Origin of the sequence: Micromonospora sp. NPDC048842 (assembly GCF_040649935.1) — a bacterium.
In the GTDB taxonomy this organism is placed as follows: Bacteria; Actinomycetota; Actinomycetes; order Mycobacteriales; family Micromonosporaceae; genus Micromonospora; species Micromonospora hortensis.
The window spans coordinates 26,091-47,488 of the sequence record NZ_JBEZGK010000030.1; the positions used below are offsets into that span (position 1 = coordinate 26,091).

The window sequence follows — 21,398 nt, forward strand, 5'->3', positions numbered from 1 at the left end:
ACGATCTAGCGCCGGGTCGTGGCAGCCGCCGCGGCGACGATGGCGGGCAGCAGCGCGTGCGCCCACACCCGGTAGCCGTCGGCGGAGGGGTGGAAGCCGTCCTGGCAGAGGGTGCCGGCGTCGGCCCGGAACACCGGCCCGGTCTCGGTGGCCAGATCGACCACTGAGCCGCCCGCCTCCAGCACGGCAGTGGTCTGCGCGCGAGCCACCCGACGCCCGGACCAGCCGACCACCTGGCGCAGCGGAGGCGCTATGGCACGCACCGCCCCGAGGTCGGGGCAGGTGCCCACCACCACCTCGACGCGCGCCTCGCGCAGGCGGTGCACCGCCGCGCCGAGATAGGCCGCCGCGTCGGAGGGTCGGCGCAGCCCGGTGGCGTCGTTCGCGCCGATCAAAATCAACGCCACGTCGGGCCGCTCACCGAGCAGGGCCCGGGCCACCTGGGTTGCGAGGTCCGTCGAGCGGGACCCGGAGACGCCGACGCTGGACAGATGCACCCGGCGGCCGGTCGGGCCCTCGGCGAGCAGGTTGGCCAACTGCCCGCCGATGGTGTCCTCCAGACGGTCGACACCGACGCCCAGTGCCGACGAGTCACCCAGCAACACGAGTCGCAGCGGGGAGGCGCCCGCCCTGCCGATCGTCGCGCGCAGCGCAAGGCCGAGCTCCGGTTCGGCGTAGCGTCGGTGCCGGGCGATGAAGGCCTCACCTGCGAGGACGGCGGCGCCCCCGACGGTGCCGGCGAACAGCGAGATCGCCGCCGCCCGACCCAGTCGGCCGGCGAGGCCGGAGGTCACGCTCCGCGCGCTGCGCTCGTTCATGCCAGTCCCTCCACTGTCGAGGTGTCCGAGGCGGACCCGTGCTGCGGCACCGCGCCGACACCGAAGAACGCCCGTCGGCGCAGCTGCGCCCACCGGCCGGCCGGCCCTCGGTCGCGGCCCCGGACCTGGACGCCGCTGACCTCCGTGCCGGCGTGTCGAGCCGCCTCCTGCGCGGCCTTCGGCAGCGACCGTACGCCGTCGCCGCGCGTCGGTGTGGCCCGTCGTTCCGGGGTCGCGTCGAGGGCGGAGAGCATCGTCGGCAGGAGCGCGGCGGCGGCCATCGCGTACCCCTCGGCGGAGGGATGGAACCGGTCCCAGGCGAACATCCGGGTCGGCTCGGCCGCGAACCGGGGGCCGAGCAGGTCACCGAGGGAGACCGTCCACCCGCCCGCCTCGACCACGGCCACCGTCTGGGCGGCCGCGAGCTGGCGGCTCCAGCGGTGCGCCAGCCAGCGCAGAGGCGGCTGGATCGGGCGGATCGCGCCCAGGTCGGGGCAGGTGCCGACGACCACCTCGCACCCCGCGTCGCGCAGTGTGTGCACCGCCTCGACCAGGTAGCGCACCGCCAAGCCGCGTGGGGTGCGGTTGGTGATGTCGTTGCCGCCGATGAGGATCACCGCGATGTCGGGTCGGCACTCCAGCGCCGCCTCCACCTGGTGGCGCAGCGCCGCCGAGATGGCGCCGACCACCGCGAAGCGGTGCAGCTGCACCGGCCGGTGCAGTCGACGGGACAGGCCGGTGGCGAGCAGCGCCCCGGGGGTCTCCCGACGGCGGTGCACCCCGTAGCCGGCCGCCGACGAGTCACCGAGCACGACCATGGTGAGCGCCGGACCGGGGAACTTCGCGCCGTACATCCCGTCGCAGCGGGGCGGCGGCGCCTCGGCCATCGGGATGGTCCGTCGAGCCTGGCGGGCCTGGCCGACCAGCACCCCGCCGGTCGCCACCGCGGCCGCCGCGGTGGCGCCTGTCCCGATGGCAGCCAGCCGGGCGAGCCGCCGGGCCTGCCGCCAGCGCTCACCACCGGGTACGACGGAATGTGCCACCCCCATACCGCGACATTATCGCGCTGGCCCGACACACCGCTGTCGTCGTGACGGCACCCGGGTGCCTGGAAACCGACGCGACGGGGTACCTGGGTTCCAGAGGCCGGCCGACTTGCGCCGACCCGCCACGCTGATCCGGCGGAGAGGAGCGCGACGATGGGTAAGACACTGAAGCGCAGCGCGGCGTTCACGGCCCTGGCGCGGGCCCTGGCGACCGGGGCGCGCAACGGGCCGTCGATCGGCACGCGGTTGGCAGCGCTGCCCCGGATGATCAGAGCCACCACCAAGGGGGAGTACGACGGCGGCCTTCGGCTGGCCCTGATGACCGCGGCGACGGCGTACATCGTCTCGCCGATCGACCTGCTTCCGGAGATCCCGCTGGCGATCTTCGGGCTGGCCGACGACGCGGTAATGGTCACCTGGTTGGCCGGAAGCGTGCTCGCCGAGACCGACCGGTTCCTGGAGTGGGAGGCCCGCCGCAGCTCGGTCATCCCCGGGGGGTTGGTGCCCTGACGACACGTACGCTGGGCGGTGAGCAAACGTCTTCCCGGCCGCCCACCGCCGGCGCCGCAACGAAGGGCACACCGTGCAGTACTACGACAACGTCGTCGACATGATCGGAAACACCCCGCTGGTGCGTCTGCGTAACGTCACCGAGGGCATCCAGGCCACAGTGCTGGCCAAGGTGGAGTACGTCAACCCGGGCGGCTCGGTGAAGGACCGGATCGCGCTGCGGATGGTGGAGGACGCCGAGGCCGCCGGCCTGCTCAAGCCCGGCGGCACCATCGTCGAGCCGACCAGCGGCAACACCGGCGTCGGGTTGGCCCTGGTGGCCCAGCTCAAGGGCTACAAGTGCGTCTTCGTCTGCCCCGACAAGGTCAGCCAGGACAAGCAGGATGTGCTCCGGGCGTACGGCGCCGAGGTGGTGGTCTGCCCGACCGCCGTCGCGCCGGAGGACCCGCGCTCGTACTACAACGTCTCGGACCGGCTGACCCGGGAGATCCCCGGCGCCTGGAAACCCAACCAGTACAGCAACCCGGCCAACCCGCGCTCGCACTACGAGACGACCGGTCCGGAGCTGTGGAAGCAGACCGACGGCGAGCTCACCCACTTCGTGACCGGCGTCGGCACCGGCGGCACCATCTCCGGCATCGGCCGGTACCTCAAGGAGGCGTCCGACGGCCGGGTGCGCGTCGTCGGGGCCGACCCGGAGGGCTCGGTCTACTCCGGCGGCACCGGCCGGCCGTACCTGGTGGAGGGCGTCGGCGAGGACTTCTGGCCGGAGACGTACGACAGGGGTGTCGCCGACGAGATCGTGGAGGTCTCCGACAAGGCGTCCTTCGAGATGACCCGGCGACTGGCCCGCGAGGAGGGGCTGCTGGTCGGCGGTTCCTGCGGAATGGCGGTCGTGGCCGCCCTGGAGGTCGCCCGCCGGGCCGGCCCGGACGACGTGGTGGTGGTGCTGCTGCCCGACGGCGGTCGTGGCTACCTCTCCAAGATCTTCAACGACTCGTGGATGGCCCGGTACGGCTTCCTCGACAACTCCGGCGCAGAGCCGACGGTGGCCGACGCGCTGGCCAGCAAGCCGGGCGGGCTGCCCGAGCTGGTGCACGTGCACCCGACCGAGACCGTCCGCGACGCGATCGACTACATGCGTGAGTACGGCGTCTCGCAGCTGCCGGTGCTCAAGGCCGAGCCGCCAGTGGTGACCGGTGAGGTCGCCGGCTCGATCGCCGAGCGGGACCTGCTCGACGCGCTGTTCACCGGCCAGGCCCACCTGCACGACACGATCGAGCGGCACATGGGCGACCCGCTGCCGATGATCGGTGGTGGTCAGCCGGTGAGCGAGGCGGTGGGCATGCTGGAGAAGTCCGACGCCGCCCTCGTCCTGGTCGACGGCAAGCCCAAGGGCGTCCTAACCCGCCAGGACCTCCTGTCCCACCTGGGCGCCCACTAAGCCCACCCCGCCCCGCCCCCGCCCCGTCCCGCCCCCAGCCCTCGCCGATCTTGCACTTCTTGTCGCCTGAATGTCGCTAACGCGGCGTTTTGTCACGACAGAAAGTGCAAGATCGGCGAGGTGGGAAGGGCGGGGTTTGGGGTGTGGGGTGTGGGGTGCGGGGGGTGGGGTGGGATGGGGGTTAGAGGGGGCGGGTGTAGCGGAGTTGTCGGGTCGGGGCCGACCCGATTGCCTCGTCCCGTTCGTCGCCGGTGGGAGTCCAGCCGCCGCGCTCGTAGAACGAGCGGGCGTGGCTGTTGTCCCGCAGCACCCAGAGCACGGCGCGCCGCCAGCCCTGCGCCCGCATGGCGTCCAGGGCGTCCACCATCAGGGTGCGACCGACGCCGCGGCCCTGCTCGGCAGGGTCGAGGTGGATCGCGTTGAGCAGCCCGGTGGCGGGGTCGTCCTCGTCGTCCGGGCCCAGGTGACTGAACCCGACCAGCGCCCCGGCCCGCTCGGCCACTGTCATCCGGTGGGTGTCCCGCTCCCAGATCCACCGCTCGACCCAGTACCGCCCCATCGCCTCCGGTGTCGGGTCGGCCAGCGCCTCGGCCGGCAGGAAGGCTGAGTACGCGGCGACCCGGGAGCGCTGGTGCAGGGCACCCACCGCCATCAGGTCGCCTTCGGTCGCGGGGCGGAGCGTGACGGTCACCCGGCCGAGGCTACCCGGCGCGGCGGAAGCTGCACCGTGGTCAGATCCTCGGCGATGATCAGTTCACCGTCGAAGTGCTCGCGCGCCTCGTCGTGGAACCGGCGGGGATCGGAGTAGCGCTGGGAGAAGTGGGTGAGCACGAGTCGGCGTACCCCGGATTCGGTCGCCACCCGGGCGGCCTGCGCCGCGGTCAGGTGGCCGACCTCGGCGGCGAGCGCGGCCTCCGACTCCAGGAACGTCGACTCGATGACCAGCAGGTCGGCGTGCTCGGCGAGGGCGTACACCCCGTCGCAGAGGCCGGTGTCCATCACGAACGCGAATCGCTGCCCCGGCCGGGCCACGCTCACCTCGGCCCGGGTGACGCGGCGTCCGTCGAGGTCCAGGTGCCCGACGCGGATCAGCTCGCCGACGGCCGGCCCGGCGACGCCGTACGCGGCCAGCTTCTCCGGCAGCATCCGGTGCCCGTCCGGCTCGACCAGTCGGTAGCCGTACGTCTCTATGGGGTGCCGGAGCCGGCGTGCCTCCAGCGTGCCGCAGCGCAGGGCGACCCGCTGCCCGTCGGCCTCGATGGGCTCGACCCGCAGTTCGGCGGTCTCGTAGAAGGAGGTGGCGTACCGCAGTCGGGCGAAGTATTCGGCGCCGCCGGCGGGGAAGTGCACGGCGACCGGGTGCGCAACGCGGTCCAGGGAGAGTCGCTGGATGGTGCCGGGCAGGCCGAGGCAGTGGTCGCCGTGGAAGTGCGTGACGCAGATCCGGGTCAGGTCTGTGGCGGTGACAGTGGTGTGCAGGAGCTGACGTTGGCTGCCCTCGCCCGGGTCGAAGAGGATCACCTCGTCGTCCCAGCGCAACACGTACCCGTTGTGGTTGCGCTGACGGGTCGGCGCCTGGCTGGCCGTCCCCAGCACCACCAGCTCGCGCATGGACATCGCCACTCCTGCGGATATGGAGCGACCCCCGGGGCGCTCCGCGCATGTGCGCGGGCCGGCTGGACTTGGCCGGCACCCCGGGGGTCGGGTGGCTGTCGTGGATTCGCCGCACCGCTGCCACACGGTCTCGACGATGGTGCTTTTTGCCCGCCTCGCGGCAGGCCGATCACTGTCGAGGACAGCGGCTAGCTGACAGCCACCTCACGAGTCCGATTGCTATACAAGTCTGGACCACCTCCTTTCACGTGTACGGCCACGTTATCGAGTTCTCGTCGGGCTCGGCAACGGATTTCGATCACAGGGTCAGATGGGAATGCCCGGCCACCTCCTGGGCGGCCGGACATCACACTTGTGCGGGTGGCGGTGGTCAGCCGCCGACTCGGGCGACTCCGACCGGGCAGCTCAGGCCGTTCGGGCCGTGGTTGCAATAACCATTCGGGTTCTTGGTCGGCGCCAGGTACTGCTGGTGGTAGTCCTCGGCGAAGTAGTAGCTGCCGAGCGGGGCGATCTCGGTGGTGATCTCGCCCTTGCCGGCCCGCGTCACGATCGGCTGGAACGCGTCCCGGGACGACTCCGCGATGGTCCGCTGCTCGTCGGTGGTCGTGTAGATGGCCGAGCGGTACTGGGTGCCCACGTCGTTGCCCTGGCGCATGCCCTGGGTCGGGTCGTGGTTCTCCCAGAAGACCTTCAGCAGATCCTCATAGTTGATTTTGCTGGGGTCGTACACCACCTGGACGACCTCGGCGTGCCCGGTCCGGCCGGAACACGTCTCCTCGTACGTCGGGTTCTTGGTGATGCCACCCGCGTAGCCGGCGGAGGTGGTGTAGACGCCGGGCAGCGTCCAGAACAGCCGCTCGGCGCCCCAGAAGCAGCCCATGCCGAAGACCGCTACCTGAAGGCCCTCAGGAAACGGGCCCTTCAACGGGGTGCCCAGCACCTCGTGGCGGTCGGCGACCGGCATAGCGATCTGACGGCCCGGCAGGGCCTGGTCGGGCGAGACCATATCGGCGTTCATACGGCGCAAAAACACGTGGGGATCTCCTCTCGTACCTCTCCCAGCGTGTAACACCGGAGGGTCAACCTTCCTTACCCGCATGACCGTGACTCAGGCCCCGGGGGAGCGCCGCCGCGATGCGGTCCGCGTACGTCTGGGCCTCGGTGTCGTCGTCGTACCGGGTACGTGGCCAGAAGAAGCCCCGCAGCCCGTCGCCCTTGGTCCGCGGGACCACGTGGGTGTGCAGGTGAGGCACCGATTGGGACACCTTGTTGTTCATCGCCACGAACGTCCCACCGGCGCCGAGAGCGGTCTCCACCGCCACCGCCAGCCGCTGAACCATGGCGAAGTAGTCGGGCAGTAGGTCGGCCGGCAACTCCGCCAGGGTCACCAGGTGCACCCGGGGCACCACCAGGACATGCCCCTTGAACACCGGCCGGGTGTCCAGGAACGCCACCCCGTCCGGGGTGTCGGCCACCCGGAACGCCGGCACCTCGCCCGCCACGATCCCGCAGAACACGCAACCGCTCATCGCGCCAGGCTATGCCGGCGACCTCGCGGGTCACGCCGCCCCCCACGCGCGGATCGACTGTGGTATTCATCTATGTAAATGGATGAACACGGGGTGACCCCGGCCATCGGCGTGCGCGTCGATGCTCCGAAAGGACCAAGCTTGCAGATCAGAAGAGGCCTGACCCTGGCGCTGGCGGCGCTGACCGCCGGGCTGCTCACCGGCGCGGCCCCGGGCCACGCCCAGGCGGCTGCCGCGCCGACCGCCACCGCACTGCCGCTGAGCACTGTGGCCGACGTGGTGTCGGCCGGTGACCGGGTCTTCGTCAGCGGTGGCAGCTCCGCAACCGATGTCGTGGTGACCAGCGCGGCCGGCACCGTGGTCGGCACGCTGTCGGGCCTACCCGGCCCCACCGACCTGCTGCTCAGCGCCGACCGGCGGACCCTCTACGTGGCGCTGCCCACCGCCAACGCCATCGCCGCCTTCGACACCGGCTCGCTGGTCGAGTCGGCCCGGTACGACACCGGCGCGGGCGAGTGCCCGTCGTCGCTGGCGCTGACCGGGCGGTACCTGTGGTTCGGCTACGGCTGTGGCCAGGGGGACGGCAACATCGGGCGGATCGACCTGGGACGCCAGCCGGCCCGGGTGGCCACGGGGGTGGCGGTCGGCCAGTACTTCTACGGCTCTCCGCTGCTCGCTGCCGCCAGCCAGAACCGCTCGGTGCTGCTGGTCGGGCAGCCGGGGTTGAGCCCCGCGTCGGTCTACGCGTACGAGATCGGTGCCGCGGGCGCACTGAGCGCACCGAGGACCAACGCCTTCAGCGCGGTCGGCAGCAACCTCCGTGACGTCGCCCTCGACCCGACCGGCACCACCCTCTACACGGCCGCCGGTTCACCGCCCCTGGTGCAGGCGTTCCCGTTCGCCGAGATCGCCACGCCCAGCGCGACGTACGCCACCGGCCCGTACCCGCGCGCCGTAGAGCTGTCGCGTACCGGCACCATGATCGCCGCCGGGGCCCACGCCTACTACGCCCCGGACGTCTTCATCTTCGCCCTGGACGGCACCGAACTGGCCCGCTACGAGCTGGGTGACGAACTCCCCGCCGGAGGGTTGGCCTGGTCGCCGAACGGCGCCCGGGTCTACGCGGTCAGCTGGGACTGGACCGGAGCCCGTCCGGCGATGCTGCACGTGCTGCCGGTCCCGGTCGGCTGACGGGATCGCCCTGGCGCGGGGCCGGGCCACCCGGCCCGGCTCCGCCCGGGAGCGCGGGTTCCGTTCCAGCCTGCGGGACGGGGGCACTAGCCTCACCAGAATGAGTCACGGCTTCGAGACGCTCGCCATCCACGCCGGTCAGGACCCCGAGGCCCGGACCGGCGCGGTGATCCCACCGATCTACCAGACCAGCACGTACGCCCAGGACGCCGTCGGCGCACCCCGTCTCGGCTACGAGTACAGCCGCTCGGGCAACCCGACCCGTGACGCGCTCCAGGAGTGCCTGGCGGCGTTGGAGGGTGGGCCGGTGGGGCTCGCCTTCGCCAGCGGCCTGGCGGCGGAGGACACCCTGCTGCGGGCCGTGTGCCAGCCGGGCGACCACGTGGTGATCCCGGACGACGCGTACGGCGGCACGTACCGGCTCTTCGCCCGGGTCGCCCAGCGCTGGGGCCTGGAGTTCAGCCCGGCCAAGGTCTCCGACCCGGATGCGGTCCGGGCAGCCGTGCAGCCCGGCCGCACGAAGATCGTCTGGGTGGAGACGCCGACCAACCCGCTGCTCGGCATCGCCGACATCGCCGCCCTGGCCGCCGTGGCACATGACGCGGGTGCCCTGCTGGTGGTGGACAACACCTTCGCCTCGCCGTACCTCCAGCAGCCGATCGCCTTCGGCGCGGACGTGGTGGTGCACTCCACCACCAAGTACGTCGGCGGGCACTCCGACGTGGTCGGTGGCGCCCTCGTCGTCGCCGACGCCGGGCTCGGCGAGGAGTTGCGCTACCACCAGAACGCGATGGGCGCTATCAACGGCCCGTTCGACGCCTGGCTCACCCTGCGGGGCATCAAGACCCTCGGGGTACGCATGGACCGGCACTGCGACAACGCCGAGCGGCTCGCCGCGTACCTCGACGGTCACGCCAAGGTCGCCCAGGTGCTCTATCCGGGGCTGCCCTCGCACCCCGGTCACGAGGTGGCTGCCAAGCAGATGCGCAGGTTCGGCGGCATGATCTCGTTCCGCGCCGCAGGTGGTGAGGACCACGCCGTGGACATCTGCAACAGGGCCAAGCTCTTCGTGCTCGCCGAGTCGCTGGGTGGTGTGGAATCCCTGATCGAGCACCCGGGTCGGATGACACACGCAAGTGCTGCCGGCTCGCCGCTTGAAGTTCCCGGCGATCTCGTGCGACTGTCTGTCGGCATCGAGACGGTCGACGACCTACTCGCCGATCTGGAGCAGGCGCTGGGCTGACCGCTGGGGGAGGATGGCCGTGCAGGACATCATGGCGACCTGGGTCGGAGCGACCGCCAAGCAGATCGCCCGGGGCGTACGCCGAGGTGACGTCTCGGCGACCCAGGTCGTCGCCGACCACCTCGAGTACATCTCCCGAGCCGACCGTGAGCTGGCCGCGTTCCGCGCCGTTCGCGGCGGTGAGGCGATCACCGAGGCGGAGAAGGTCGACGAGCAGGAGGACCTGGCCAACCTGCCGCTGGCCGGGGTTCCGGTGGCGGTAAAGGAGAACACCCCGGTCGCCGGCCTGCCCACCTGGAACGGGTCGGCCGCCGCCCGCACCGACGTGGCGGAGGCCGACCACGAGGTGGTGCGTCGGCTGCGCGGCGCCGGCGCGGTGATCCTCGGCGTGACCCGGATGCCGGAGCTGGGGCTGTGGGCACTGACCGACGACGACAGCGCGGTGACCCGAAACCCGTGGGACAGCACGCGTACCCCCGGTGGGTCCTCGGGTGGTGCCGCCGCCGCGGTCGCCGCCGGGCTGGTGCCGATCGCGCACGCCAACGATGGTCTCGGCTCGATCCGGATTCCCGCGGCCTGCTGCGGACTCGTCGGGCTCAAGCCCGGTCGGGGCGTGGTCCCCTGCCAGCTCGGAGCCGACGACTGGTTCGGCCTCACCGAGCACGGCATGTTGACCAGCACCGTCGCCGATGCGGCGGTCGGCTTCTCGGTGCTCGCTGGCCGGCGTCCCGAGAAGCTGGTCCCCCCGCAGCGGCTGCGGGTGGGTGTCTCGCTGCGCTCCCCGGTGCGCGGTGTCGCACCGGACGCGCCCAACCGTGACGCGGTCGCCGCCGCCGGTCGGCTCCTCGCCGCCGCCGGGCACGACACGGTGCCGGCCGATCCGGTCTACCCGACCGCGCTCGGTCTGCAGGGCATCGCCACCTGGTTCGCCGCAGCCGCAACCGACGTCAGGGCCTCCGGTCTGGACCGGCGTGGGCTGCAACGGCGTACCCGGCGGCACGTCGCGCTGGGCGAGTGGGCGCAGCGTCGCGGCTACGTGCGGGAGGCGGACCGAGCCGCCTGGCGGCAACGGTCTGTCGACTTCTTCACCGACCACTCGGTCGACCTGCTGCTCACCCCGGCGCTGGCCAGCGCGCCACCGGAGGCGGCCCGCTGGTCGGAGCGGTCCTGGCGGGCGAACATGACGGCCAACATCCGGTACGCCCCGTATGCCGCACCCTGGAACATCGCCGGCCTGCCGGCGGTCGTCGTGCCGGTCGGCCGCCGCCCGGACGGCCTGCCGGTCGCCGTGCAGCTGGTCGGTCCGCCCGGCTCGGAGCTGCTGCTGCTCGGTGTGGCCGGTCAGTTCGAGATGGCCGCCCCGTGGACGCGCCACGCCCCCGGCTACCCCCGGGTCGGCACGGAGTCGCCGGCCACCGCCTGACCGTCGACGGTGTGCGCTGTCGGCACTGCGGTGTCGCCGCCGAGGGCTCCGGAGTCGGGTGGCACGATCGGGGCATGACGGAACTGGTCGGTCTCGACGACGTGCGGGCCGCACGGGAGTTGCTCGCTGGCGTCACCCGCACCACCCCACTGGAGCCCTCCCGGCCGCTCAGCGCGGCGCTGGGCGGGCCGACGTGGCTCAAGTGCGAGAACGTGCAGCGCGCCGGCTCGTACAAGGTGCGGGGCGCGTACGTGCGGATCTCCCGGTTGTCGGCGGCGGAGCGGGAGCGCGGCGTGGTCGCGGCGAGCGCGGGCAACCACGCGCAGGGCGTGGCTCTCGCCGCCGGTCTGGTCGGCACGCACGCCACAGTCTTCATGCCGGTCAACGCGCCGCTGCCGAAGGTGGCCGCCACCAAGGGATACGGCGCGCAAATCGAGTTGGCCGGCAACACCGTCGACGAGTCGCTGGTCGCGGCGCACACGTACGCCGAGCGCACCGGCGCGGTGCTGATCCACCCGTTCGACCATCCCGATGTGATCGCCGGGCAGGGCACCGTGGCGCTGGAGATCCTCGAACAGTGCCCGGACGTGAAGACGATCATCACCGGGGTGGGTGGCGGCGGTCTGATCTCGGGCATGGCGGTGGCCGCGAAGGCGTTGCGCCCGGACGTCCGGATCATCGGCGTGCAGGCGGCCGGGGCGGCGGCGTTCCCGCCCTCACTGGTGGCCGGGGAACCGGTCCGGCTGCCCATCTTCTCCACCATCGCCGACGGCATCGCTGTCGGCCGGCCGGGCGAGATCACCTTCAACCACGTGCGCAAGCTGGTCGACGAGATCGTCACGGTCTCCGAGGAGGACATCTCCCGGGCCCTGCTGATGCTGCTGGAGCGGGGCAAGCAGGTGGTCGAGCCGGCCGGTGCGGTCGGTGTGGCAGCGCTGCTGGCCGGCGTGGTCGAGGTGGAGACACCGGTGGTAGCGGTGCTCTCCGGCGGCAACATCGATCCGCTGCTGATGTTGCGGGTGATCGAGCACGGGTTGGCCGCCGCGGGGCGCTACCTGCGGGTGACCGTGCGCTGTTCGGACCGGCCGGGGCAGCTCGCGTCGCTGCTCACCCAGATCGCCGAGCACCGGGCCAACGTGGTGGACGTGGAGCACCAGCGGGCCAACCCGCACCTCAGCCTCGGCGAGGTGGAGGTGGCGCTGTCGGTGGAGACCCGGGGCGTCGAGCACTCGGACACCCTGATCAGCGCCCTACGGGCCAGCGGCTACCAGGTGGTCTTCGCGGCCGAGGCGTGACACCGGTGGGTGCCACGCCTCGGATGCGCGGTGTTTCGACAGCGGGTGCCGGCGTCGGTCGAGCCGGCCGGCAGCGGGTGGCGCTACCGGCGACGGTCAGCCGGAGAACGGCTCGAAGCTGACCACTGTCACCTTGATGTCGGCGCCGCTCGGCGCCGTGTAGGTGCAGGTCTGCCCGGCGCGACCGCCCAGGATCGCCTTGCCCAGCGCGGACTCGGGGCTGTAGACGGTCAGGTCGGTGGTGGCCGCGATCTCCCGGGAACCGAGCAGGAAGGTCTCGGTGTCGTTGGTGTCGTCGTCGAAGTAGATCGTCACCACCATGCCGGGCGACACCGCGTCGGCGGTCGGGGCCTCGCCGACCTTCGCGGTGCGCAGCAGCTCCTGCAGGTAGCGGATGCGACCCTCGGCCTTGCCCTGCTCCTCGCGGGCGGCGTGGTAGCCGCCGTTCTCCCGCAGGTCGCCCTCCTCGCGCCGAGCGTTGATCTCGGCTGCGATCGCTGGACGGTTGGCGATGTGCTCGTCGAGCTCGGCCTGGAGGCGGTCGTACGCGTCCTGCGACAGCCAGGTGGCGGGCGCCTCGTTGCCAGTGGACACAGGCGTTCTCCTCAGTTGTGCGTGGCTGGCTGACAGGTGAACTACCAAGTTACCAGTGCGGTACGACACAGCGTGTCGGCCATCACCGCCGGTGTCCGGGTCCCACACCGGCGGTAGGCGCCCCGTAAGCCCCGCTTTTGATGCTGTTCGAGCAGCTCAGGACGGTGGTCGGCAGCGCAGGACCTCACCGATGAACGGCCGTGCGGTGGTCGCCAGGCGGTGCTGGGTCGTGACGTGCCGATCCCCGGGATCGGCGGTCACTGTGACCTGTTCGCGGCCGACCTCGGCACCGGCACGGTCCCGGGCGCGCAGCACGCAGACCGCCGATCCACCGGGCGGGACTGTCACCCGAAAGTCGACAAGCACCTGCTTGTCCGTGATGTCGGTGTACGTGATCACCTGGGCGTCGTAGACCGGGTCGCCGTACTGGCGGTAGAGCCGGACCGAGATCACTGTCAGCGTCGCGACGAGGGCCAACAGCGCCAGCGCGGCCAGCAGCGTACGGCGGCGCTTTCCGCCCGGTGCCCGACGGCGGCCGTAGCGACCGGCCGGGAATACCGGCGCGCCTGGTGAAATTGTGGCGTGCGTCTCGGTCACCGGCGGGTATCTCCTGGCGTTGTTGTCGGCGGCATCGGCAAGAATGACAGAGCCCCATCCTCCCACCCGGTCCAGCGGCAGGAATGGCAGGTCATGCCCGGCGCTGGTGGCCGGTGACAGGGTGCGGTGAGGAAAGATCCCGGCAGGTCAGCCGGTCGAGCCCGGTCGGGTCCACCGTCCGGCACAGACGAGGAGCGCCGAAGTTGGCAGAGCAACTGCGTCTCATGGCCGTGCACGCGCACCCGGACGACGAGTCGAGCAAGGGCGCGGCGACGACGGCGAAATATGTCGCTCAGGGGGTGGACGTCCTGGTCGTGACGTGCACCGGTGGCGAGCGCGGGAGCGTGCTCAACCCCAAGCTCGACCGACCCGACGTGTGGGCCAACATCGGCGAGATCCGGCGTGCCGAGATGGACGCCGCGCGGGCGATCCTCGGCGTCGACCAGGCATGGCTGGGCTTCGTCGACTCGGGTCTACCCGAGGGTGATCCGCTGCCGCCGCTGCCCGAGGGCTGTTTCGCCCTCCAGGACGTCGAGGTTGCTGCGGGCCCGCTGGTGCGGCTGATGCGCGAGTTCCGCCCGCACGTGGTGACCACGTACGACGAGGAGGGTGGCTACCCGCACCCGGACCACATCATGTGCCACAAGGTGAGCGTGGCCGCGTTCGAGGCCGCTGGCGACCCGGAGCGCTACCCGGAGCTGGGCGCGCCCTGGCAGCCGCTGAAGCTCTACTACGACATCGGTTTCTCCAAGGGCAAGATCATGGCCCTGCACGAGGGCATGCTGTCCGCCGGCCTGGAGTCGCCCTACGAGGAGTGGCTCAAGCGGTGGGAGGACCGCCCCGACAAGGGCCCGCGGATCACCACCCGCGTCGAGTGCGCCGAATACTTCCCGGTCCGCGATGACGCGCTGCGCGCCCACGCCACCCAGGTCGACCCCGACGGCTTCTGGTTCCACGTGCCGATGGAGCTCCAGAAGCGCGCCTGGCCGACCGAGGATTACGAGCTGGCCCGCTCGATGGTCGACAGCCCGCTGCCCGAGTCCGATCTCTTCGCCGGGGTGCGGGAGACGGCGCACGCGCGCTGATTCCCGGCGGGGCTACCCTGGTTACCAACCGCACATCGGAGGAACGCCATGCTGACCGCTGCCCAGGTGCTCGCGGAGAACAACTTCGGGGACACCCGCACGGGTGGTCTGGCCGGGCCGATGGGCCTCTTCCTCATCCTGCTGCTGGCCACCGCGACCATCCTGCTGATCCGCAACATGAACGCCCGGCTGCGCCGCCTGCCGGACCGTTTCCCCCAGCAGTCCGGTCCGACCGACCCGACCAGGGCCGATGCGGCAGTCGTCGATCCGACAGACGGGACCGGGGGGCGTGATTCATCCACGCCCGCTCCCAACGGGCACCAGCAGCACCTGAACGGGTAGTCCGCACGTGAATCACGCCGAACCGGGTGGTCGCCCCCTGTTGCGGCCACCCGGTTTGGCTTAGCCTTCCGCCGGGGGGACCAAAAGTCCCCGAGCCGTGTGCGGGAGGGGGCGCCGATGACCAGCACAGCACCGGCCGCCCACCGCGACGTCGGTCGGTCGGCTGACGGGGGAGGTCGATGACCTCCGATCCGGCCGACGACCCGTTCGATCGGCTCGGGGTGCGTGGCACACCGGGCCGGCTGCTCGTGCTCACCGCCGCCGTCACGCTGACCGCCCTGGCCGCCGCCGCTGTCGGGTTGACCCTCCCGGTCCGGCTGCCGGCCGACGACCCCCTCGGCGGTCCGGCCCGCTTCGGCATCGCCGTCGCCGTCCTGGCCCTCGCCCAGTTCGCCCGGCTGCGGTTCCGCTCGGCCGCGGGCATGGTCAGCATCACCTGGGGCGAGGCGGCCCTGATCGTCTGCCTCTACCTGACTCCCGCCGGCTGGCTCCCGTCCGCCACGCTGCTCGGCACCGGCCTGGCCTGGACGTTGCTGTCACTGCACAACGACCGCCGCCCGGCCCTGGAGATCGTCCGGATCGCCGCGTCGCTGGCCGCCGCCTCGGCACTGGCCGTCTCCGTGACCACCGCGCTCGGGCGGCCGCTGCTCTCGCCGCCAACCCCGATCCTGGCGCTGGCCGTGATCGCCGGCTCGGTGACGTATCTCCTGGTGACCGCCTGGCTGGGCGGCGTGACGCTGGGCCTGCGGCACGGGCTGCCGATCGGGCCGCCGCTGCTCGCCGCGCTGCGCGGCAAGCTGCTGATGTTCGTCGGCAACGTTGCGGTCGGCCTCGTGGTGGTCGCCCTGCTGGAACTCGACCCGCGCTGGTTGCTGTTGCTGCCGCCGCTGCTGTGGCTGTTGCAGCAGACCTACCGTTACCGGTTGCGCTCCGATCAGGAGCGCCGCACCTGGCGTGCCTTCGCCGAGGCCACCGCGGCCCTCAACCAGCTCGACGAGCGGGGCGTGGCCAGTGCGGCGGTCACCGGGGCGCTGACGCTGTTCAACGCCGAGCTGGTGGACGTCGACGTGGCCCGGGCCGACGGCCGGTGGCACCTCTACCGAGGCGACGCCGGCGGTCAGCTGGTCGACCGGGAGACCGGCCCGCCAGATCAGTCGGGGCCGGACGAGCACGAGCTGAGCCGGGCGCTGTCGGTCGGTGCCACGCCGGTCGGTCGGCTGCGGGTGCGGTTCCCCCGCTCGGCCCCGCCCACGGCCCGGGAACGTGACGCGGTGGCCGCGTTCGGCGATGCCCTCGCCGCCGCGCTGCACGACGCCGCGACCCACCACGAGCTGCGGCTGGTGACCGCCCGTTCGTCGTACGAGGCGGTGCACGACCCACTCACCGGGCTCGCCAACCGGGCGGCGATGTTGAGCAAGGGCGACCAGTCGCTGCGACAGCTCAGCCACGACCACCCGGTGGCGCTGCTGCTGCTGGACATCAACCAGTTCAAGGAAGTCAACGACACCCTCGGCCACGCGGCGGGTGACCAGTTGCTGCGACTGACCGCGAACCGACTCAACTCGCTGGTCCGCGCCGGTGACCTGCTCGGTCGACTCGGTGGCGACGAGTTCGCCCTCCTGCTCACGGCGGTGCCGGTGCTCGGCGACCGGGCCGCCCCGATGGCCCACGCGTTGCGTCAGGCCCGTGAGATCGCCGAACGGCTGGCCGCACCGACCGAGGTGGCCGGCGTACGGATGTCCATCGAGGTCTCGGTCGGGGTGGTGGTGGCCGCCGCGGGCACCGCGGACCTGACCGAGCTGCTGCGTCGGGCCGACATCGCGATGTACCAGGCCAAGGAGGGTGGTGGCAACGTCGCCGCGTACGACGGCTCACGCGACGCGGCCAGCACCGACCAGCTCGCCCTGCTGGCCGAGCTGCGTGAGGCGTTGAAGGTCGACGACCAGCTGGTACTGGCGTTGCAGCCGGCGGTCGACCTGGCCACGGGTGCTCCCACTGGCGTGGAGGCGCTGATCCGTTGGCAGCACCCCCGGCGTGGGTGGCTGAACCCGGCCGACTTCATCAGGCCGGTGGAAAACAGCGAGCAGCTCGGCACCTTCACCCGCTACGTGCTGAACAAGGCGCTCAGCGTGGCCGCCAGTTGGGCCCGGGAGGGGTTGGACGTTCCGATCTCGGTCAACCTCTCGGCGCGCAGCCTGCTCGACCCCCGGTTACCGGCGGAGATCGCCGAGGCGTTGCGCCGCCACCAGGTGCCGCCGCACCGGCTCGTTCTGGAGATCACCGAGACGGTGGTGATGAGCGAGCTGGAGGTCATCGACGAGGTGCTGGCGACGCTCCGGTCGATGGGCGTGCAACTCGCCGTCGACGACTTCGGCACCGGCTTCTCGTCGCTGACCTTCCTCACCCGGATCGCTGTGGACGAGTTGAAGGTGGACCGTTCCTTCGTCATCCGGATGGCCGACTCGCCGGAGGCCGCCGCGATCGTCCGGACGACAGTCGGCCTCGCTCACGAGTTGGGGCTGCGGGTGGTCGCCGAAGGGGTGGAGACCGCCGAGCAGCGAATGGCCCTGGCCGAGTTGGGCTGCACCTCCGCGCAGGGCTACCACTTCTTCAAGCCCATGCCGGCGGACAAGATCGGCGCGGTGCTGGGGTCGCTGCGCGACTCGGCGGAGTCGAACGTGTTCCGGCTCCGCGCCGACGGCGCATCCTGACCGTCCGGGTGGAGCCCGCGCGGTCCGCGCCCGGGCTGGCTATGGTCGTCAGGTGAACCGACTCGTCGACGCCACCAGCCCGTACCTGCTCCAGCACAAGGACAATCCGGTCGACTGGTGGCCCTGGTCCGCCGAGGCGTTCACCGAGGCGGCGCGGCGGGACGTACCGGTGCTCATCTCGGTGGGTTACGCGGCCTGCCACTGGTGCCACGTCATGGCGCACGAGTCGTTCGAGAACGAGCAGGTCGGCGCCCTGCTGAATGACAACTTCGTGTCGATCAAGGTGGATCGTGAGGAGCGCCCGGACGTGGACGCGGTCTACATGACCGCCACCCAGGCGATGACCGGCCAGGGCGGTTGGCCGATGACGGTCTTCGCCACCCCGGACGGCACCCCGTTCTTCTGCGGCACCTACTTCCCGCGTCCCAACTTCGTCCAGTTGCTCCAGTCGGTCGCCACCGCCTGGCGCGAGCAGCGCGAGGCGGTGCTGGGCCAGGGCGCAGCCGTGGTCGAGGCGATCGGCGGCGCGCAGGCCGTGGGCGGCCCCACCGCGCCGCTGGACGCCCCGCTGCTCGACGCGGCGGCCGCAAAGCTGGCCAGCGAGTACGACGCCACCAACGGCGGATTCGGTGGCGCCCCGAAGTTTCCGCCGCACATGAACCTGCTCTTCCTGCTGCGCCACCACCAGCGCACCGGCGACCCGGGCAGCCTGGAGATCACCCGGCACACCGCCGAGGCGATGGCCCGGGGCGGCATCTACGACCAGCTGGCGGGCGGCTTCGCCCGCTATTCGGTGGACGCGCACTGGACGGTGCCGCACTTCGAGAAGATGCTCTACGACAACGCGCTGCTGCTGCGGGTCTACACCCAGCTGTGGCGACTCACCGGTGACCCGCTGGCCCGCCGGGTGGCCCGGGACACCGCCCGCTTCCTCGCCGACGAGCTGCACCGGCCGGGGCAGGGGTTCGCGTCCGCGCTGGACGCCGACACCGAGGGCGTCGAAGGGCTCACCTACGCCTGGACGCCCGCCCAACTCGTGGAGGCGTTGGGCGAGGAGGACGGCCGGTTCGCCGCCGACCTGTTCACCGTCACGGAAGAAGGCACCTTTGAACACGGCATGAGCGTGCTCAAGCTCGCCCGGGACGTGGACGATGCCGCGCCCGAGGTACGCGCCCGCTGGCAGCAGGTGGTCGGGCGACTGCTCGCCGCCCGGGACACCCGCCCCCAGCCGGCCCTCGACGACAAGGTGGTGGCCGCCTGGAACGGTCTGGCGATCACCGCCATTGCCGAGTTCCAGCAGGTCGCCGCCGTGTACGCGTCCCCGAAGGACGAGGACGCCAACCTGATGGACGGTGTCACCATCGTCGCCGACGGGGCGATGCGCCAGGCCGCCGAGCACCTGGCAAGCGTGCACCTGGTGGACGGCCGGCTGCGCCGGGTCTCCCGGGACGGCAAGGTCGGCGAGCCCGCCGGTGTCCTGGAGGACTACGGCTGCGTCGCCGAGGCCTTCTGCGCGATGCACCAGCTCACCGGCGAGGGCCGCTGGCTCACACTGGCCGGCGAGTTGCTGGACACCGCCCTGGCGCACTTCCCCGCGCCCGGTGGCGCCTTCTACGACACCGCCGACGACGCGGAGCGGCTGGTCGCCCGGCCGGCCGACCCGACCGACAACGCCACCCCGTCCGGCCGGTCGGCGTTGATCGCCGGGCTGGTGGCGTACTCGGCGCTGACCGGGGAGACGCGCTACCGGGAGGCCGCCGAAGCGGCCCTCGGCACCGTCGCGCCGATCGTCGGCAAGCACCCCCGGTTCACCGGGTACGCGGCCACTGTCGGGGAGGCGTTGCTCTCCGGGCCGTACGAGATCGCCGTGGTCACCGACGACCCTGCCGGCGACCCCCTGGTGGCTGCCGCTCGCCGGCACGCCCCGCCCGGAGCGGTGGTCGTCGCCGGGCGTCCGGACCAGCCGGGTGTGCCGCTGCTCGCCGACCGTCCGCTGGTCGAGGGACGCTCCGCCGCGTACGTCTGCCGGGGTTTCGTCTGCCAGCGGCCGGTCACCTCGGTCGAGGAGCTGGTAGCCGAGCTGGGCTGAGCGCACCGCCACGCCCGGTAGTCGCCCGCGCGGCCCGCCGGGTGGTCCCGCCAGCGCTTCGGAGGCGGGTCGCCGGCCCTCCCGGTGAGCCCGTCGGCGGCCCGGATAGGCTGGCCGCGCTATGGATTCCCGTACCGGTCTGCCAGTTGTCGGCATGGTGGGTGGCGGCCAGTTGGCCCGGATGACCCACCAGGCCGCGATCGCCCTCGGCCAGTCACTGCGTGTGCTCGCGACCGCCCCCGACGACGGCGCGGCACTGGTCGCCGCCGACGTCCAGTACGGCGACCACACCGACCTTGCCGCGCTGCGCACCTTCGCCAAGGGCTGCGACGTCGTCACCTTCGACCACGAGCACGTGCCCTCCGAGCACATCCGCACGCTGGCGGCGGAAGGGGTGCCCCTCTACCCGCCGGCGGACGCGTTGCTGCACGCCCAGGACAAGCAGGTCATGCGGGAACGCCTGACCGAGCTGGGTGCGCCCAACCCGGCCTGGCGTCCGGTCGGGGAGCCCGCTGATCTCGTCGGCTTCGGCGAGCAGGTCGGCTGGCCGGTGGTGCTCAAGGCGGCCCGGGGTGGGTACGACGGCCGGGGCGTCTGGATGGTCGACGACGCCGCCCAGGCCACCGAGTTGGCGACCACGCTGCTCGCTGGTGGCACCCGGCTGATCGTCGAGGAGCGGGTGCCGCTGCGGCGGGAGTTGGCAGTGCAGGTGGCCCGTTCGCCGTTCGGTCAGGTGGCCGCGTACCCGGTGGTCGAGACCGTGCAGCGCGACGGCATCAACGTGGAGGTGCTGGCCCCGGCGCCCGGCCTGGACGAGGAGCTGGCGGTCGCCGCTCAGCAGCTCGCCATCGACCTGGCCACAGCGCTCGGTGTGATCGGCCTGCTGGCCGTGGAGTTGTTCGAGGTGCGCGACGACGCCGGTCGGCCCGCGATCGTGGTCAACGAGCTGGCGATGCGTCCGCACAACTCCGGGCACTGGACCATCGAGGGTGCCCGGACCTCACAGTTCGAGCAGCACCTGCGGGCCGTGCTGGACTACCCGATGGGTGACACAGCGCTGACCGCCCCGGTGGTGGTGTCGGCGAACGTGCTCGGCGGTGAGCCGGGCGGGATGTCGATCGACGAGCGGTTGCACCACCTCTTCGCCGCCGAGCCGGGTGCCAAGGTGCACCTGTACGGCAAGCAGGTGCGACCTGGCCGCAAGATCGGCCACGTCACGGTGCTCGGTGACGACCTGGACGACCTGCGCGCGCGGGCCGCGCGGGCCGTGCGGTGGCTGCGCGAGGGCCACGAGTGAGTAAGGGTTTCGGGAACGAGGAGAGGGCCGCAGTGAGCACGGTTGGCTTGATCATGGGCAGCGACTCGGACTGGCCGACCATGCGGGCTGCGGCCGAGGTGTTGGACGACTTCGGCGTGGCGTACGAGGTGCGCGTGATCTCGGCGCACCGGACTCCGGTCGCGATGATCGAGTACGGGCGCGACGCCGCCGACCGGGGCCTCAAGGTGATCATCGCGGGGGCGGGGGGTGCCGCCGCACTGCCCGGCATGGTCGCCTCGGTGACGCCGCTGCCGGTGATCGGTGTGCCGGTGCCGCTGAAGCACCTCGACGGCATGGACTCGCTGTTGTCCATCGTGCAGATGCCGGCCGGGATCCCGGTCGCCACCGTGTCGATCGGCAACGCCCGCAACGCCGGCCTGCTCGCCGTACGGATCCTCGGTGCCGCCGACGAGGGCCTGCGCGGCAAGATGGCGACCTACCAGCAGGATCTGGAAAAGCTTGTAGCAACAAAGGAAGCCGCTCTCCAAGCCACCCTGCACTAATCCCCCGCACCCCACCCCCGCCCCCGCGATCTTGCACTTTCGGTCG

Annotated in this window: 20 protein-coding genes; 12 read left to right on the plus strand and 8 right to left on the minus strand. The window is 71.9% G+C overall.

What is annotated here, in order from left to right; all coding sequences use genetic code 11:
* Window positions 1–5: 5 nt before the first annotated feature.
* Window positions 6–818, minus strand: coding sequence for an SGNH/GDSL hydrolase family protein (locus AB0C19_RS29210; RefSeq protein WP_238683177.1), 813 nt, complete (start codon window positions 816–818; stop codon window positions 6–8).
* Window positions 815–1,867 carry an SGNH/GDSL hydrolase family protein gene (locus AB0C19_RS29215; protein WP_357190476.1) on the minus strand — a complete coding sequence of 351 codons (1,053 nt, stop codon included), beginning with the start codon at window positions 1,865–1,867 and terminating at the stop codon, window positions 815–817. The genes AB0C19_RS29210 and AB0C19_RS29215 overlap by 4 nt, the downstream gene beginning before the upstream one ends.
* A 150-nt stretch (window positions 1,868–2,017) precedes the next feature.
* On the opposite strand from AB0C19_RS29215, the gene AB0C19_RS29220 reads away from it, so the two are divergent.
* Both AB0C19_RS29220 and AB0C19_RS29225 read left to right on the plus strand, forming a co-directional pair.
* Window positions 2,018–2,374 carry a YkvA family protein gene (locus tag AB0C19_RS29220; RefSeq protein WP_238683179.1) on the plus strand — a complete coding sequence of 119 codons (357 nt, stop codon included), beginning with the start codon at window positions 2,018–2,020 and terminating at the stop codon, window positions 2,372–2,374.
* 73 nt (window positions 2,375–2,447) lie between these two features.
* Complete coding sequence (locus AB0C19_RS29225) at window positions 2,448–3,818, plus strand: cystathionine beta-synthase (RefSeq protein WP_112679028.1); 1,371 nt, start codon at window positions 2,448–2,450, stop codon at window positions 3,816–3,818.
* Window positions 3,819–3,999: 181 nt separating this feature from the next.
* Here the strand turns inward: AB0C19_RS29225 and AB0C19_RS29230 are convergent, their stop codons facing one another.
* The 4 genes from AB0C19_RS29230 to AB0C19_RS29245 all read right to left on the minus strand — a co-directional run bounded on the left by AB0C19_RS29230 (window position 4,000) and on the right by AB0C19_RS29245 (window position 6,961).
* Window positions 4,000–4,509: a GNAT family N-acetyltransferase gene (locus AB0C19_RS29230; RefSeq protein WP_357190478.1), complete on the minus strand. Its 510-nt coding sequence runs from the start codon at window positions 4,507–4,509 to the stop codon at window positions 4,000–4,002.
* Window positions 4,506–5,435, minus strand: coding sequence for a ribonuclease Z (locus AB0C19_RS29235; protein WP_357190480.1), 930 nt, complete (start codon window positions 5,433–5,435; stop codon window positions 4,506–4,508). Before AB0C19_RS29235 ends, AB0C19_RS29230 begins: the two co-directional genes overlap by 4 nt.
* 367 nt (window positions 5,436–5,802) lie before the next feature.
* Window positions 5,803–6,465 carry a peptide-methionine (S)-S-oxide reductase MsrA gene (gene msrA / locus AB0C19_RS29240; RefSeq protein WP_091394206.1) on the minus strand — a complete coding sequence of 221 codons (663 nt, stop codon included), beginning with the start codon at window positions 6,463–6,465 and terminating at the stop codon, window positions 5,803–5,805.
* A 46-nt stretch (window positions 6,466–6,511) separates the two neighbouring features.
* Window positions 6,512–6,961, minus strand: a complete 450-nt coding sequence (locus tag AB0C19_RS29245) for an HIT family protein (RefSeq protein ID WP_357190482.1) — start codon at window positions 6,959–6,961, stop codon at window positions 6,512–6,514.
* Between the two features lie 141 nt (window positions 6,962–7,102).
* Here AB0C19_RS29245 and AB0C19_RS29250 point away from each other — a divergent pair, with 141 nt between their 5' ends.
* The 4 genes from AB0C19_RS29250 (at window position 7,103) to ilvA (ending at window position 12,113) form a co-directional block, all read left to right on the plus strand.
* Window positions 7,103–8,152, plus strand: coding sequence for a hypothetical protein (locus tag AB0C19_RS29250; protein ID WP_357190484.1), 1,050 nt, complete (start codon window positions 7,103–7,105; stop codon window positions 8,150–8,152).
* Window positions 8,153–8,252: 100 nt separating this feature from the next.
* A complete protein-coding gene (locus AB0C19_RS29255) occupies window positions 8,253–9,395 on the plus strand; it encodes a cystathionine gamma-synthase (protein WP_091394199.1) in 1,143 nt (380 codons plus the stop codon).
* Window positions 9,396–9,408: 13 nt separating this feature from the next.
* Complete coding sequence (locus AB0C19_RS29260; RefSeq protein ID WP_112733108.1) at window positions 9,409–10,818, plus strand: amidase family protein; 1,410 nt, start codon at window positions 9,409–9,411, stop codon at window positions 10,816–10,818.
* A gap of 74 nt (window positions 10,819–10,892) precedes the next feature.
* The gene (gene ilvA, locus AB0C19_RS29265) at window positions 10,893–12,113 is read left to right on the plus strand and encodes a threonine ammonia-lyase (RefSeq protein ID WP_357190487.1); all 1,221 of its coding nucleotides are present in this window, start codon (window positions 10,893–10,895) and stop codon (window positions 12,111–12,113) included.
* A gap of 96 nt (window positions 12,114–12,209) precedes the next feature.
* On the opposite strand, the gene greA is transcribed toward ilvA, so the two are convergent.
* Window positions 12,210–12,707 carry a transcription elongation factor GreA gene (gene greA / locus AB0C19_RS29270; RefSeq protein WP_091394193.1) on the minus strand — a complete coding sequence of 166 codons (498 nt, stop codon included), beginning with the start codon at window positions 12,705–12,707 and terminating at the stop codon, window positions 12,210–12,212.
* 156 nt (window positions 12,708–12,863) lie between these two features.
* Window positions 12,864–13,304 (minus strand): DUF4307 domain-containing protein, encoded by a 441-nt coding sequence (locus tag AB0C19_RS29275; protein ID WP_112601904.1) that lies wholly within the window; start codon window positions 13,302–13,304, stop codon window positions 12,864–12,866.
* A gap of 203 nt (window positions 13,305–13,507) precedes the next feature.
* On the opposite strand from AB0C19_RS29275, the gene mca reads away from it, so the two are divergent.
* The 6 genes from mca (at window position 13,508) to purE (ending at window position 21,352) form a co-directional block, all read left to right on the plus strand.
* Window positions 13,508–14,389: a mycothiol conjugate amidase Mca gene (gene mca / locus AB0C19_RS29280; RefSeq protein ID WP_357190489.1), complete on the plus strand. Its 882-nt coding sequence runs from the start codon at window positions 13,508–13,510 to the stop codon at window positions 14,387–14,389.
* Between the two features lie 48 nt (window positions 14,390–14,437).
* Window positions 14,438–14,731 (plus strand): hypothetical protein, encoded by a 294-nt coding sequence (locus AB0C19_RS29285; protein ID WP_091394183.1) that lies wholly within the window; start codon window positions 14,438–14,440, stop codon window positions 14,729–14,731.
* Between the two features lie 179 nt (window positions 14,732–14,910).
* Entirely contained in the window at window positions 14,911–17,442 is a 2,532-nt protein-coding gene (locus tag AB0C19_RS29290; protein WP_357190491.1) for a bifunctional diguanylate cyclase/phosphodiesterase, read from the plus strand.
* A gap of 52 nt (window positions 17,443–17,494) precedes the next feature.
* Complete coding sequence (locus tag AB0C19_RS29295) at window positions 17,495–19,531, plus strand: thioredoxin domain-containing protein (RefSeq protein ID WP_357190493.1); 2,037 nt, start codon at window positions 17,495–17,497, stop codon at window positions 19,529–19,531.
* A gap of 121 nt (window positions 19,532–19,652) precedes the next feature.
* The gene (locus AB0C19_RS29300; protein WP_357190495.1) at window positions 19,653–20,828 is read left to right on the plus strand and encodes a 5-(carboxyamino)imidazole ribonucleotide synthase; all 1,176 of its coding nucleotides are present in this window, start codon (window positions 19,653–19,655) and stop codon (window positions 20,826–20,828) included.
* Window positions 20,829–20,860: 32 nt separating this feature from the next.
* Complete coding sequence (purE, locus tag AB0C19_RS29305; RefSeq protein WP_357190496.1) at window positions 20,861–21,352, plus strand: 5-(carboxyamino)imidazole ribonucleotide mutase; 492 nt, start codon at window positions 20,861–20,863, stop codon at window positions 21,350–21,352.
* The last annotated feature ends 46 nt before the right edge of the window (window positions 21,353–21,398 follow it).